The organism is Anaeromyxobacter sp. Red801, from assembly GCF_049201065.2.
Lineage (GTDB): Bacteria > Myxococcota > Myxococcia > Myxococcales > Anaeromyxobacteraceae > Anaeromyxobacter.
In genome coordinates, this window is sequence record NZ_CM181236.1 from 910347 (window position 1) to 924651 (window position 14305).

Consider the following 14305-nt stretch of genomic DNA (forward strand, 5'->3'; position numbering starts at 1 on the left):
CCGGCGACACGCCCGCGCTGTCGCGACAATGGGTCGCAACGCGACGTCGCTAGGAGGAGCGCGCGACGCGGCGCTCACGCATCCAGCGCCAGAGCGTGGACCGCGAGATCGACAGCGCCCGCGAGGTGTCGCCGATGTGCCAGCGGTTCTCCTGCAGCGCGGCGAGCAGCCGCTCGCGGCTGGGCGGATCCCGCCGCCTCGACGCGACGCGCGCCTCGTCCTCCTCCGGCGCGTCGGGCGACACGCGCGGCGCCTCTGCGGCGGGACCGGTGACCTCGGACGGGAGGTCCTCCGGCTGGAGCGTGTGTCCGGTCGCGACCGTGGCGGCGTACTCGAGCGCGTTCTCCAGCTCCCGGACGTTGCCGGGCCAGCGGTACGCCTCGAGCAGGCGCAGCGCCTCCGGCGACAGCCTCAGCTCGCGGCCGGTGCGGGCCGCGGAGCGCGCGAGCAGGTGACGCGCCAGCGGCGCCACGTCCTCGCGGCGCTCGCGGAGCGGTGGAATGTCGAGCGGGAAGACCCGCAGCCGGTAGAGCAGATCTTCGCGGAAGCGCCTCGCCTCGACCTCGCGCCGGAGGTCGCGGTGCGTCGCCGCGATGATCCGGACGTTCACGGTGATCGTGCGGCTGTCACCGACGCGCTCGAACGCCCGCTCCTGGATCACGCGGAGCAGCTTCGCCTGCACGTGCAGGGGGAGGTCGCCGATCTCGTCGAGGAACAGCGTGCCGCCGTCGGCGAGCTCGAAGCGGCCGGTCCGGTCCCTCAGCGCGCCCGTGAACGCGCCGCGCACGTGCCCGAACAGCTCGGACTCGAGGAGCGCGTCCGGGAGCGCGGCGCAGTTGACCGCCACGAACGGCCGCTCGCGCCGGTGCGAGCGGGCGTGGATCTCCTGGGCGACGACGCCCTTGCCCACGCCGCTCTCGCCGCCGACGAGCACGGAGACGTCGGAGTGATCGAGGCTCTCGACCAGGCGGCGCACGCGCTCCATGGCAGGGGACCGCGCGACGAAGCCCGTGGAGCGAGCCGGGCCGACGGGCTCGCCGATCTCCGGATCCGCCGGCCGGAGCACGATGAGGTAGCGGGCCTCTCGATCGCAGGCGCCGCCGAGGTGGCGCAGCGGCGCTGCGGTGACGGACGTCGGCCGCCGTCCACCCTCGCCGTCCGGGAGCCACGCGCGCCAGCCCTCGCGGCGCTCGCTCGCCGCGAGCGCCGCCCGGAACGGCCCCTCCACGCCGAAGAGCTCGCACCCGAGCAGCTCCGTGATGGGGCGGCCGCGGTAGCGGTCGGCAGCCCCCGGCCCGAGGAGCTCGTCGAGCAGCGGAGAGACGTGCCGCATCCGGTACTCGGCGTCGAGCGCCAGGCACACGCGCCCGAGCGACGCGAACGCCGCGGTCACTGCCTGGAAGGCCTCCTCGTGTGGCTGCGCCTGGGGTGCCATGTTCGGGGTACATGATGCCCCGCGCTGGCTAGAAGTGTCTGACCCATAAGGACTATGACACGGTAGTTCGCGCCGTCACGCCCGGCAGAACCCCGCCAGCGGCCGCTGCCCGAGAGCCACCTAGGTACCGGTCGCGTCCTGCCGCCGCGACCGGATGCTCCAGACCTGAAGCGCGAAGCCCACGATGAAGGTGACGAGCCACGCGAGCAGCGTGCGGAGCACCAGCGGAGACTGCGGGCCGTCGGCGAGTGGATGCGCCGCCGGCAGGCGCGTCAGGGTCTCGTTGATGCCCGGCACCAGCAGCAGGAAGAAGCTGAAGGAGAGCCCGAACGCCGCGAGGTACGGCCGCAGCCTTCCCAGGAAGGAGAAGCGCGGCACGAGCAGGCTGCCGAAGGCCGCAAGGAGGGCCAGGATGCCGAGGGCGTGTCCGGGATTGAAGCCGCCCGTGCTGGACAGACCGAACGCCGTGAACACCGAGAGCGCCAGTCCGGCGAGGTAGATCCTGCCGGAGCGCGTCGCCGGCTCGATCGTGCGATGGCGAGCGAAGGCGTAGAGGCCCGCGACGACGGGGGGCAGGCTGATGACGGTGTGGACGACGCCGAGATGCGAGAGGGGATGAGCCATGATAGAACTCCTATCTACTGGTTGGTAGAGCCATTAGGCAAAGAAGCACATGCACATCTAGTGAAATGCGGGGGCGGGGTTGTCTCCTTCCTTGTCGGCTAGCGGGAGGTCAGCCTGCGCATGAGCGGCTGAACGATCGTGACGAACAGCTCCGGGTCGCCGTGGGCGCGCGCCGACAGCATCGCTCCGTGCACCACCGCCATGAAGGTCATCGCCTCTGCCGCGGGGCTCGCCTGCAGGGAAATCACGCCCTCTGCCGCGCCCCTGGCCAGGACGGATGCGAGCCATCCGGCCAGATCCGAGAAGTGACCGCGGACCTCGGTCGCTACCTCGCTCGGGATCGCGGGCAGCTCGGCAGCCAGCATGGCGCAGATGCAGAAGGGGAGACTGCCGTCACGGATGCACGCTGCCCAGAAGCCCGTGTATGCCTGAAGCTGCGCCACCGGGTCGGGGGTCCGCTCTGCCATCATCGCCATGCCCGCGCGCGCGTCCTCGCGGTACTGCACCACGACCGTGTGCACGAGCTCGGCCTTGCTCGGGAAGTGGTGGTGAATGCTGGCCTTGCTGATGTGCACCGCCTCCGAGATGTCGGCGTAGCTGAAGCCGTTGTAGCCGCCGGAGGCGAGCAGCGACCGCGCGCACGCGACGATCTCGGAAGCCTTGGGGGAAAGCTCGGTGTCCATGACCGGGTAATCTACCAACTAGTAGGTTCGTGTCAAGGCCCCTCGCCGCGCTGAGCTCGATCCTTGGTCTTCCCGCGGCGCCCGCGGGTTCACCGCCTCACGAGCCCGCCGCCGCCTTCTCGAGCTCGAGGTTCCCCTCGACGTACTTCGCGTTGAAGCGGAAGGCGTGGATGCGCCAGCGCCCGGCCTCCGCTCGGAGGCCGAGGTCGTAGCTGCCCACGAAGACGCGCGTGTTCCGGCCCGTCGGGTTCGGCAGGTAATGCGAGGCGATCGCGTAACAGTGCACGTCGGCCTCGTCCCCCCGCAGCCGCACCTGGAAGTTGCCGGCCTGGTGATGCACGGCGGCGAGCGGTGCCAGCCCGCGCTCCCAGCCGGCCACGATCTCGGTCGCGGCGACCTCGGCGGGCGGCGCGCCGCCGAGGGAGCTCATGTCGAACTGGACCTTCGGCGTGAAGCAGCCGATCACCGCCGGCCAGTCACGGCGATCCGTCGAGACGAACAGTTCCGTGATCAGGTCCACGATCCGCTGGCGCTCGATCAGTGCTTGCAGCTCGTCCATGGTGGTCCTCCGAGCGATGGGGTGCGCGGCCGCTCCCCCATAGCTGCGCGTCGCACCCGACGCACGCGGAACGCGGACGCCCGCCGGGGCCGCCGTCCCCCGCCGCGAGCAGCGCCCGACCTTGCGCGGCCACGTCGAGCTGCTGCATGGTCTCGAGCGCCTCGAGCCAACCAGGCGAGGGATCACGGATGCCAGCGCAACGAGCCAAGGACCGCGCGAGCACGGACGAGAAGCCGCGCGTCTTCACGATGTCGTTCGGGAGCGTGTACCCGCTCTACGTGCAGAAGGCTGAGAAGAAGGGGCGGACGAAGGAGGAGGTGGACGAGATCATCGCGTGGCTCACCGGCTACAGCGGTGCGAAGCTCCGGCGCGCCATCGACTCCGGGGTGGACCTCGAGACCTTCTTCGCGAAGGCGCCTCGGCTGAACCCGAACGTCGGGCTCATCACGGGCGTCGTGTGCGGGGTTCGCGTCGAGGAGATCGCCGACCCGGTGATGCAGAAGATCCGCTACCTCGACAAGCTCATCGACGAGCTCGCGAGGGGGAAGAAGCTGGAGAGCATCCTCCGCACATGAGCCGCGGCCGGCGGACCCCCGTCATTCCGCCGGGGGGGCCGGTGACCGTCGACGCGCTCGACGCTCGAGGGCTACCGCGCGGCGCTCGACACGCCGCAGGGTCGGCGGACGATGGGCAGGATCCGGTTCGCCGACTGGCTGCGCGAGCGCGAGCCGGCCGGACGGTAGGGGCTCGGCGCCTACCCCCGGCGATAGTGCAGCGTCACGATCCCCGACTTCAGCCGCCGCGTCGCCACGAGCTTCAGGTGCACGGACGGCTGCAAGCCCGGGAACAGGTAGGGACCGTGCCCGGCCACCACCGGGTGCACGACGAAGCGATACTCGTCCACGAGGTCGAGCCGCTGGAGCGCGGCCGAGAGCTGGGGGCTGCCGACCAGGATCCCGCGCGGCGTGGCCTTCTTCAGCGCCTTCACGGCGCGCTTCAGATCGCCTTCGACGAGGTGCGTGTTGCTCCACGGGAAGTCGCGGCGGGTCGTCGAGACCACGTACTTGGGCTTGGCCTCGAGCTTCCTCGCCCAGCTCCGGTCGGCCGGCTTCGCCTTCGGGTCTCGCGCGACCTGCGGCCAGGCGTCCTCCATCAGCTCGTAGGTCACCCGCCCGAAGAGCATCGCGCCCGCTGCGTCCATCCGGCGGGTCCAGTAGCGGAGCATCTCGTCGTCGGGGATCCCCTCGCGGTGGTCGCAACACCCGTCCAGCGTGACGTTGAGCGCGAAGGTCAGGAGGCCCATGGCGTCCTCAGACGTTGCCCCAGCCCGGGATCGCAGCCGCCTGCTTCACCCACGCCGCCAGCTGCGCCTCGTCGAGATCGTCCTCGTGGACGTCGATCCAGCGCCCGTCCTTGCCCGTGCCGCCGGGGGGAACGGGCTGCAGCGACGTTCCCTTGAAGAAGGTCACCTTGATGGCCTTGCTGAACGCGTGGAGCCCGACGAACCAGCCCTGGCCCTCGACGCCGTAGAACGGGGAGTTCCACTTCACCGCCTTCCGCACCCCGGGCACGGTCCGGGTGATGAGCGCGTCGAGGCGCTGCCCGACCTCGCGCTTCCAGCCCGGCAGCGCCGCCAGGTACGCCTGCACGGGCGCGTCGCCGTCGGCCTTCGCGATCTGCGGGTTGCCGCCGGAGAGCAGGACCGGCTTCCGGGCCGCGGAGGCACCCGCTCTCTTGGTCGCGGCCGCTTTGTGCGCGGCCGCTCGTCGCTTGCGCGTGACGGCGGCCTTGCTGCCCGCCGCCCTCCGCTTCCTCGTGACTGCCGCCTTCCTTCCTGCGGCCTTCGCCTTCCGCGTCCTCGATGCCTTCCTCGCGACCGCGCTGCTGTCCATGCGCTCTCCTGGGAGGGTTTCGACGGCGAAGTATCTTCGTTCGAGGAGGCCGCGCGTAGGGGGACCCGCACTCGGGGCGTATCTACGCGCCCATCCGCCCGTACTCCGGCTTCCCGGCGCGCTCGAGGCGGAGGTACGTCGCGCCCTTCGCGGTCGTGACCGACTCGAGCGGCCGGAGCGCCAGCGGCACCGTGCCGCTGCCGAAGAGGCGCTTGCCGGTGCCGAGCACCAGCGGGAAGATGAACAGCCGGTACTCGTCCACGAGGTCGTGCTGCTGGAGCGTCTGGAGCAGCTCGGTGCTGCCCCAGGTGTGGACGGTCCGGCCCGGCTGCGCGCGCAGCTTCCGGAGCTCGGCGACCACGTCGCCCTCGATCAGGCGGGAGTTGTTCCAGGTGACGCGCTCGAGGGTGCGCGACACCACGTACTTCGGGCGCCCATTGAGCGGGGTCGCCACGGGGTTCGCGGGGTCGGTCACCTTCGGCCAGTAGCTCGCGAAGATGTCGTAGGTCTTGCGCCCGAGCAGGAACCCGTCGGCGTCGCCCATGCCCTCGGTGACCAGCCGCCCCCCGAGCTCGTCGTCGTAGGGCGCCTGCCAGCCTCCGTGCACGAAGCCACTCTCGCGGTCCTCGTCCGGACCGCCGGGCGCCTGCATGACGCCGTCCAGGGTCAGGAACGCGTTCACGACGATCCTGGGCATGGCTCGACCTCCATCACCACCACGAACGCTGGCCGGGACGACGTCACCCGCGCCGCGCGGCCTCGATCTTGGCCACGTCGATCTTCGACATCGGCATCATCGCCTCGAACGCGCGCCGCGCTTCCTCACCGCCGGCCTGGAGCGCCTCCATCAGCACCCGCGGCGTGATCTGCCACGACACGCCCCACCGGTCCTTGCACCAGCCGCACGCGCTCTCCTGGCCGCCGTTGCCGACGATCGCGTCCCAGTACCGATCGGTCTCCGCCTGATCCTCGGTCGAGATCTGGAACGAGAACGCCTCGCTCTGCTTGAACGCGGGACCGCCGTTCAGGCCGACGCAGTGCACCCCGGCGACCGTGAACTCGACCACCAGCACGTCGCCCTTCTTGCCGCTCGGAGAGTCGCTCGGCGCGCGGATGATCCGGCCGACCGCGCTGTCCGGGAAGGTCTTGGCGTAGAAGCGGGCCGCGGCCTCGGCGTCCTTGTCGTACCAGAGACAGATCGTGTTCTTCGTCATGTGCGCGTCCTCCGGTTTCGTGGTGTCTGCGGGGTGCCGCTCGATGGACCTGGCGGCGGGGGAGACCTCATCGATCGCGCCCCATGCGGGATGGTTCGGCGCGAGCAGCTTCAATCTGCGACGCGGACGACCACCTTGCCGAAGTTCCTGCCCTCGAGCAGGCCGATGAGCGCCGCCGGCGCGTTCTCCAGCCCGGCGACGAGGTCCTCCCGCAGCTTCACCTTGCCCTCGGCGACCCACGCGCTCATGTCGCGCAGGAACGGCGCGTAGCCGTCCGCGTAGTGGTCGAGGATGATGAAGCCCTGGAGGCGGACGCGCTTGCGCAGCACGAGCGCCATCAGCATCGGCAGGCGGTCCGGGCCGGGCGGCGGCGCCTCGTCGTTGTAGTGCGCGATCCCCCCGCAGACCGGGACGCGCGCGCCCTCGCGCAGGAGCGGCAGCACGGCGTCGAGCACCGCGCCCCCGACGTTCTCGAAGTAGACGTCGATGCCGTCGGGGCACGCCTCGGCGAGCTGCCGTGCCAGGTGCGGGTCGTGGCGGTCGAGGCAGAGGTCGAAGCCGAGCTCCTCGGTGACGTACCGGCGCTTCTCGTCGCCGCCCGCGATGCCGACCACGCGCGCGCCCCGGAGCCGGGCGATCTGGCCCACCACCGCGCCGACCGCGCCGCTGGCGGCGGCCACCACCACGGTCTCGCCGGGCCTCGGCGCGCCGATGTTCAGCAGGCCGTGGTACGCGGTGAAGCCGGGCATGCCGAGCACGCTCAAGGCGTACGAGGGATGGGCGCCGTCGCCGATCGGCGTCAGGCCCTGGCCGTCGGACAGCGCGTAGTCCTGCCAGCCGGCGGCGCCGGCCACCAGCTCGCCCTCGCGGACGCCCGGGTGCCTGGAGGCCACCACGCGGCTCACCGTGCCGCCCACCATCGTGTCCCCGAGCGCCAGCGGGGGGGCGTAGGAGGGGCCCTCGCTCATGCGGCCCCGCATGTAGGGATCGAGCGACAGGTAGACCGTGCGAAGCAGCACCTGCCCGTCGGCGGGCGCCGGCACGGGGACCTGCTCGAGGCGGAAGTCCTGCGCCGTCGGCGCGCCGCGCGGGCGGGCGGCGAGCACGATGCGGCGGTTGACGGCGGGGCTCTGCGGCATGGCGTGTCTCCCGGGGCGGCGTGATGCGAGGTCTGGATGGGGTGCGCTGGCGGTCGAGCCGCTTCGCGGGTACCGGAGGATTGGCCGGATATATGCGAGGAGATCCCCCGGCCCGCTCTACCGTTTCGGGCGGCGCGCACGGTCCTCCAGCTCAGCCCCCCACGCCGAGCTCGATCCCGTAGACGGGGCCGTTCGCCAGGTCGTACTTGCCGCCCGGCACCCGGTGGCGCCCCTCGGAGAACTCGAAGCGGCGGAAGAGCGTGTGCCCGCCGTGGACCGTCACGTGCAGCCACGGCAGGGCGAACCAGCGCACGCCGAGGTCGGCCACCGCGGCGGAGTAGTTCAGCTGCGGGTTGACGACGCCGTAGACGCGCTCGGCGCCGTGGTAGTTGCCGCCGTTGACCAGCAGGGCGCCGCGCACGCCGAGGGCGCGGTGCGGGAGCCAGGTCAGCTCGGCGCTGATCGGCAGGATGGACTTCAGCCAGAGCCGGTCGGTGATCGTCCAGTCGATCGAGGCGACCGGCAGCGGGAGCGGCTCGCCGAACGCGTTCTGGATCGCCACCCCGAGGCCGACCTCGAGCCGGTCGCCGAAGCGGTAGGTCCCGGCGCCGACGACGGTCATCGTGACCGCGTCGAGCGTGGCGGGCCCCTCGAAGTCGTCCGCGTACCCGGGCGACGCCACCAGCACGAGGCCCCAGCGATCGGTCAGCTTCTGCCGCAAGAACGCCGTCACGCCGATCGACTGCGCGCTGTCCAGCGGGTGGGTCAGGCCCCGGTAGTCGAACTGGAGGCGCTGGTACGCGACCGAGAGGTCGAGTCGGGTCCGGCCCTCGTTCGCGACGATCGGGTAGGTGGCGCTCACCTGCTGCGTGGTGACGCGAAGCTCGCCGAGGCGCTCGCCCGTTCCGGCGCGCTCGAGCGCCTGGTAGGGGAAGAACGTGTAGCCGGCCGACGCGGACGGCGCCGGCGGGGCGGAGACGTCCTTGCCCGTCACCTCGCCGAGGACCTCGGCGGCCACGATGGCGGCGGGGCCCGGGTTGGCGGCGTTGATCTGCACGGCCACGGCCGCGTGGCTCGCCGGGTCGTAGCCGATGAACGCGCCGTGCGCGCTGCCGGTCCCCATGTGCCCCAGGACCGTGAGGTGGTTCACCGTGTATCGCTCGAGCCCGAGCCCGTAGGCGTGCGCCACGAAGCCGTGGTCCTCGCCGCGGACGAAGGTCCGCATCTCGGCGGCGGACCTCGCGTCGAGCAGGTCGCCCTCGAACAGCGCCAGCGTGAACGCCAGGAGGTCGCTCGCCGTCGAGTACATGCCGCCGGCGGCGCCGCCGATCGACGGGTGCCACAGCGCCGTCGCCTCCACGGGCTCGCCGCTCGCGAGCACGTACCCGGCGCCGAGGCGCGGCGCCGAGGGCTCGCCGGCGTACCCGGTGTGCCTCAGCCCGAGCGGCTCGAGGATCCGGCTCCGCACCTCGGCATGCCACGGCCGCGCGGTCACCCGCTCGACGATCTCGCCGAGCATCAGGTAGTTCGTGTTGGCGTAGTGGAACCCGGCGCCGGGCTCGGCCACCGGTCCCCGGGCGGCGGCGACGGCGATCAGCTCGCGCGCGCTCCACTCCCGGCGCGCGTCGCGGTCCACCGGGTCGGTGTGGAGGTACTCGGCCATCCCGCTGGTGTGCTGCAGGAGCTGCCGGATGGTGATGCGCGACGCGCCCGGGAGGTCCGGGAAGAAGCGCTCGACCGTGGCATCGAGGGCGAGCTTCCCTTCGCGGGCGAGCTGCAGCACGACGACGGCGACGAAGGTCTTGGTGGTGCTGCCGATGATCCACGGCGCGCTCGGGTCGATCCGGGCGGCGCGCCGCGTGGGGTCGGCGGTGCCCGCGGTGACGAGGAGCGTCCCGCCAGCGCGGGGGCGCAGCGCCAGCACCGCGCCCGGGAACTCGCGGCGGGCGAGGTGTCGCTCGAGGACGCGCGTCGCGCGAGGCTCGAGGGAGCGGCTCGGGTCGGTCGAAGGGCCGCCGCTCGCGCGGGCGGGCCAGCCCAGCGCCGCGGCGGCCGCGAGCGTGAGCATCAGGAGCAGGCGGGCGACGAGGCGGCGGGTCGTTCCCTCCTTCGAGGTCGGTGAGGAGATGGCAGCGGCAGCGGTGGGGATGGGCATCGTGGTCCTCCGGTGGTGGCTTCGGAGGCACCGTACGGATCGGCGCGCGCCGCCTCGCCGCTCCCCATGAACCCGGACGGCGACCCGACCATCGGGACGTCCGACCTTCTTAGCCTGCCAATCTTCCGGGGGTTTTCGCCGCCGACCTCGACAGCCGGAACTCGGTGGGCGTGACGCCCGTATAGCGCTTGAAGAAGCTGTTGAGGGTCGATTTCGAGTTGAACCCCGCCTCGAGCGCGAGCTCGAGGACGCCGCGGTCGCGTCGCGCGGGGTCGTCGAGCGCCGCCATGAGCTCCTCCGCGCGATACGAATTCACGAAGAAGTAGAAGCTCTTGCGCAGGTGCACGTTCAGCACCTGGCTCAGCAGGTGGGGCGTCGCGCCGACGGCGTCGGCGAGCGCCTGGAGCGTGAGCGCGCCGTCGCGGTACGGCTTGCGCTCCGCCATGTGCGCGGTGAGCTTGCTCGCGAGCTCCGCGGCCTCCCGGTCGTCGACGCGGTTGCGCTGGTACTTCGGGAGCGGGCGCGGGCGCGGGGGCGGCTCGGCCGTCCGCGCCGCCTGCGCCTTCTCGAACAGCTCGGGCTGCCAGAGGCTCACGTACCCGGTCGCGAAGACGACCAGGGCGGTCCCGACCTGGACCGCGTGCGAGAGCGCGTCGAGCGACGCCGGCGCGACGCCCACGAGGTCGAGCACCCGGCCGGCGATCACGATGCTCCACACCGCCGCGTGGGCGAGCACCATGCCCATCAGCCAGCGCAGGTCGATCCGCGCGACGTCGCTGAAGTAGCCCTCGATCCTGCGGTCGTACCGGCGCAGCGCGAGCCAGCTCCAGAGGAGGTAGCCGACGGCCTGCACCGTCTGGAGGACCTCGAAGAAGCGCAGCGCGGGCGGACCGTGGCCGGCGAGGTACGCGTGCGCGAGGGCGAGCTTCTCCGGGCCGGGCTTCAGGTAGAAGCCCTGGAGCAGGAAGAGCAGGTTCGCCGCGGCCGGGAGGCCGTGGAAGAGCCAGCGGGCCTCGAACCGCGCGGCCGGCCGGGTCAGCGCGGCGACGTAGAGGTAGAGGAGCGGGCCGAACAGGAAGGGGAGGGGCGCCGTCAGGGCCAGCAGGTGCGGGTGGCTCGTCAGGCCCCAGCGCTGCTCCGGGACGCCGAGGAGCAGCATCAGCGACAGCGCGCCGACGAGCGCCGCGAGCAGCCGGTTGGCGACGCGATCCTCCCGGCGACGCGCGAGCACCGCCGCGAGCCCGACGCCCTGCAGGCCTCCCAGCAGGATGATGCTGTCCAGCAGCTCGCGCACGGCTGCCTCGCCCGGTTCCCGCGATCCGAGAGGCTAGCAGAGCCCGAGGGCGGCTGCCGGGCCTGCCCCAGCGAGGACGCGCTCGCCCGGTCGCGCCCGGCCGTCGAGCTCCATCCGGCGACTCCTCCCTGCCGGACCGCCCCGCGCCTGGCGCCCGCCGGCCCCGGCCTCCTCGCCGACCTCGAGGGTCCGCACTACTTCGCGGCGGCGATGCCCGGGATCGTCCTCCGCACCGAGCCGAAGCGCAGGTAGAGCGCCGGCACCACCAGCATGTTGAGCGCGGTCGAGGTGAACAGGCCGCAGAGGATCACGACCGCCATGGGCGTCTCGATCTCGCTCCCGGGCTGGCCGCCGGCCAGCGCGAGCGGCACGAGGCCGAGGCCGGTCGCGAGCGCGGTCATGAGGATGGGCGAGAGCCGCTCGACCGCGCCCCGGCGGACCGCGGTCTCCGGGTCCGTGACGCCCTCCTGCTCGACCAGGTGCTGCACGTGCGACACGAGCATGAGGCCGTTGCGCGTGGCGATGCCGAACAGCGTGATGAAGCCGATGATGGAGGCGATGGAGAGCACGCCGCCGGACAGCCACACCCCGGCGGCGCCGCCGGCGAGCGCGAGCGGCAGGTTCACCATGACGAGCGCCGCGTCGCGGCCGGACCGCAGGGCGAGGTAGAGCAGGAGGAAGATCCCCGCGATCACGGCGATCCCGAGGAGCACGAGGGTCCGGACCGCCTCCTCGGCGCTCTCGAACTGGCCGCCGTACTCGACGTGGTAGCCGCGGGGCAGCTCCACGCCCGCGTCGATCCCCGCGCGCACGTCGCGGATGACGCTCCCGAGGTCGCGCCCGGCGACGTTGCACATGACCACGACCTTCCGCTGCACGTTCTCGCGGGTCACCATGCTGGGACCGCGGTCCTTGCGGATGTCGGCGAGCGCGTGGAGCGGCACGCGCGCGCCCGCCGGGGTCGCCACCAGCGTCCCGCGGATGGCGTCCAGATCCGCGAGCGCCGACCGGTCGTAGCGCACGACCACGTCGAAGCTCGACTGACCCTCCAGCACCCGGGACACGGTCGTCCCCTGGAACGCGGTCTCGATCGCCTCGGCCACGTCCTGGACCCGGAGGCCGTACCGCGCGATGGCGGCGCGGTCGAACCGGACCGTGAGCAGCGGGATGTCCGGCTGCTGCTCCAGCGACAGGTCCACCACGCCGGGCACCGCCGCCATCACCTTGCGGACGTCCTCCCCGAGGCGGCGGAGCTCGGTCAGGTCGTCGCCGAAGACCTTGACCGCGACGTTGGCGCGGGTGCCCGAGAGCATGTGGTCGATGCGGTGCGAGATGGGCTGGCCGATCGTGACGTTCAGGCCGGGGATCCCGGCGAAGTCGCGGCGGAGCGCCGCGAGGAAGTCGGCCTTCGAGCGGTCCCTCATCCTCAGGCCGACGTCGATCTCGGCGGAGTTCACGTCCTGCGCGTGCTCGTCGAGCTCCGCGCGCCCGGTCCGCCGCGCGGTGGCGACGACCTCGGGGTGCTCCAGCAGCACCTGCTCCACCATCAGCCCGAGCCGGTTCGACTCCTCCAGCGAGGTGCCGGGGAGGGTGACCGCCGACAGCGTGAGTGTCCCCTCGTTGAACTCGGGGAGGAACGTGCGCCCGGCGAGGAGCAGCGCGAGCGCCGCGGCGGCGGCGAGGCCGAGCCCGGCGCCGCCGGCGAGCCTCCAGCGGGGCAGGACGCGCACGAGGAGCGGCTCGTACCGCGCCCTGAGCCAGTGGACGAGCCTCCCCTCGCGGTTCTCCCGGACCGCGCGCGCGGTGGGCAGCGCCGTCAGGCAGAGCGCGGGCGTCACCGTGAGCGCGACCAGCAGCGACGCGGCGAGCGAGACGACGTACGCGAACCCGAGCGGCTGCAGCAGCCGGCCCTCGACGCCGGAGAGGAAGAACAGCGGCAGGAACACCAGCACGATGATGAGCGTCGCGTAGACGATCGAGCCGCGGATCTCGCGGCTCGCCTCGAACACGATGCCCAGGTAGTGCAGGTGACCGCCCTGCTCCCGGCTCTCGCGGAGGCGGCGCACCACGTTCTCCACGTCGATGATGGCGTCGTCCACCAGGGCGCCCACCGCGATGGCCATCCCGCCCAGCGTCATGGTGTTGATGCTGGCGCCGAGCGCGCGCATCGCCAGGATCGCCGTGACCAGCGACAGCGGGATGGCGAGGACGGTGATGCCGGTGGCCCGGGCGCTCGCGAGGAAGAGGAAGACGATGGCGATGACGAGGATCGCCCCGTCGCGGAGCGCGCCGACCACGCTCCCGATGGCGATCTCGATGAAGTCGGCCTGCCGGAAGATGTTCCGGTCGAGCTGCATGCCCTCGGGGAGCGTCCTCTGGATGGCGTCCAGCTCCGCGTCGAGGCGCCGGGTCAGCTCGAGCGTGTTCGCGCCGGGCTGCTTCTGGATGCCGAGGATCACGGCGGGGCGGCCGTCGTGCGAGCCCTCCCCCAGCTTGAGCGCCGGGCCGACGCGGACCTCGCCGAGCTGCCGCACCAGGATCGGCTCGACGCCGCGCACCGCCACCACGGTCTCGCCGAGGTCGGCGGGCGTGCGGACGCGGCCCACGCCGTGGATGAGGAGCTGCTGGCCGCCCTCGAGGTAGAAGCCGGCCGAGGTGTTCTCGTTGGTGGCGCGGAGCGCCCGGACCACCTCGTCGGCCGTGACGCGGTAGGCGGAGAGCCGCTCCGGCCGGAGCACGACCTGGTACTGCTTCGTCTCGCCGCCGGTGGGCACGACCTGCGAGACGCCGGGCACCGCGAGCAGCCGGCGGCGGAGCGTCCAGTCCGCGGTGGTCTTCAGGTCGATGGGCGTGTGCCGGTCGGACGTGAGCGCGATGAAGAGGATCTCGCCCATGATCGACGAGACCGGCGCGAGCACGGGCGCGCCGGCGCCGGGCGGCAGCGCCGACTGCGCGAGCTGCAGCTTCTCGGCCACGACCTGCCGGGCCTGGTAGATGTCGGTGCCCCACTCGAACTCGGCCCACACGATGGCGATGCCGATGCCGGCGGTGGAGCGGACCCGCCGCACGCCGGGCGCGCCGTTCAGCGCGGTCTCGATGGGGAACGCGATCTGGCTCTCGGCCTCCTGCGGGGCCATGCCGTGCGCCTCGGCGATCACGGTCACCGTCGGCGCGGTGAGGTCCGGGAAGACGTCCACCGGCATCCGGACCGCGACGACGGTGCCCCAGGCGAGGAGGATCCCGGCCCCGAGGAGGACCACGAGCCGGTTCTCGAGCGACCAGCGGATGACGGCGTCGATCATCGCGGACC

13 protein-coding genes are annotated in these 14305 nt (G+C 72.4%); 1 reads left to right on the forward strand and 12 read right to left on the reverse strand.

Annotated elements, in window-relative coordinates; translation table 11 throughout:
- Positions 1-49: 49 nt before the first annotated feature.
- The 4 genes from ACOQFB_RS04205 to ACOQFB_RS04220 form a co-directional block, all read right to left on the reverse strand.
- A complete protein-coding gene (locus tag ACOQFB_RS04205) occupies positions 50-1435 on the reverse strand; it encodes a sigma-54 interaction domain-containing protein (protein ID WP_421608734.1) in 1386 nt (461 codons plus the stop codon).
- A 120-nt stretch (positions 1436-1555) separates the two neighbouring features.
- Positions 1556-2059 (reverse strand): hypothetical protein, encoded by a 504-nt coding sequence (locus ACOQFB_RS04210; protein WP_059435870.1) that lies wholly within the window; start codon positions 2057-2059, stop codon positions 1556-1558.
- Positions 2060-2157: 98 nt separating this feature from the next.
- Entirely contained in the window at positions 2158-2742 is a 585-nt protein-coding gene (locus tag ACOQFB_RS04215) for a TetR/AcrR family transcriptional regulator (RefSeq protein WP_059435869.1), read from the reverse strand.
- 97 nt (positions 2743-2839) lie between these two features.
- Positions 2840-3301 carry a nuclear transport factor 2 family protein gene (locus ACOQFB_RS04220; RefSeq protein ID WP_059435868.1) on the reverse strand — a complete coding sequence of 154 codons (462 nt, stop codon included), beginning with the start codon at positions 3299-3301 and terminating at the stop codon, positions 2840-2842.
- Between the two features lie 188 nt (positions 3302-3489).
- Between ACOQFB_RS04220 and ACOQFB_RS04225 the strand changes: the two genes are divergently transcribed.
- A complete protein-coding gene (locus ACOQFB_RS04225) occupies positions 3490-3876 on the forward strand; it encodes a DUF2200 domain-containing protein (RefSeq protein ID WP_421608735.1) in 387 nt (128 codons plus the stop codon).
- A gap of 179 nt (positions 3877-4055) precedes the next feature.
- On the opposite strand, the gene ACOQFB_RS04230 is transcribed toward ACOQFB_RS04225, so the two are convergent.
- The 8 genes from ACOQFB_RS04230 to ACOQFB_RS04265 all read right to left on the reverse strand — a co-directional run bounded on the left by ACOQFB_RS04230 (position 4056) and on the right by ACOQFB_RS04265 (position 14297).
- Entirely contained in the window at positions 4056-4604 is a 549-nt protein-coding gene (locus ACOQFB_RS04230; RefSeq protein ID WP_421608736.1) for a dihydrofolate reductase family protein, read from the reverse strand.
- 7 nt (positions 4605-4611) lie between these two features.
- On the reverse strand, positions 4612-5193 hold the full coding sequence (locus ACOQFB_RS04235; RefSeq protein WP_421608737.1) for a DUF1801 domain-containing protein: 582 nt from the start codon (positions 5191-5193) through the stop codon (positions 4612-4614).
- An 82-nt stretch (positions 5194-5275) separates the two neighbouring features.
- Complete coding sequence (locus ACOQFB_RS04240; RefSeq protein WP_421608738.1) at positions 5276-5890, reverse strand: dihydrofolate reductase family protein; 615 nt, start codon at positions 5888-5890, stop codon at positions 5276-5278.
- A gap of 43 nt (positions 5891-5933) precedes the next feature.
- On the reverse strand, positions 5934-6407 hold the full coding sequence (locus ACOQFB_RS04245) for a VOC family protein (protein WP_059435863.1): 474 nt from the start codon (positions 6405-6407) through the stop codon (positions 5934-5936).
- A gap of 110 nt (positions 6408-6517) precedes the next feature.
- Positions 6518-7546 carry an NADPH-dependent curcumin/dihydrocurcumin reductase gene (gene curA / locus ACOQFB_RS04250; RefSeq protein ID WP_421608739.1) on the reverse strand — a complete coding sequence of 343 codons (1029 nt, stop codon included), beginning with the start codon at positions 7544-7546 and terminating at the stop codon, positions 6518-6520.
- Positions 7547-7697: 151 nt separating this feature from the next.
- The gene (locus ACOQFB_RS04255) at positions 7698-9701 is read right to left on the reverse strand and encodes a DUF6268 family outer membrane beta-barrel protein (RefSeq protein WP_421608740.1); all 2004 of its coding nucleotides are present in this window, start codon (positions 9699-9701) and stop codon (positions 7698-7700) included.
- A 109-nt stretch (positions 9702-9810) separates the two neighbouring features.
- Positions 9811-10995 (reverse strand): helix-turn-helix transcriptional regulator, encoded by a 1185-nt coding sequence (locus ACOQFB_RS04260; RefSeq protein ID WP_421608741.1) that lies wholly within the window; start codon positions 10993-10995, stop codon positions 9811-9813.
- Between the two features lie 194 nt (positions 10996-11189).
- Entirely contained in the window at positions 11190-14297 is a 3108-nt protein-coding gene (locus ACOQFB_RS04265) for an efflux RND transporter permease subunit (RefSeq protein ID WP_421608742.1), read from the reverse strand.
- Positions 14298-14305 lie beyond the last annotated feature (8 nt).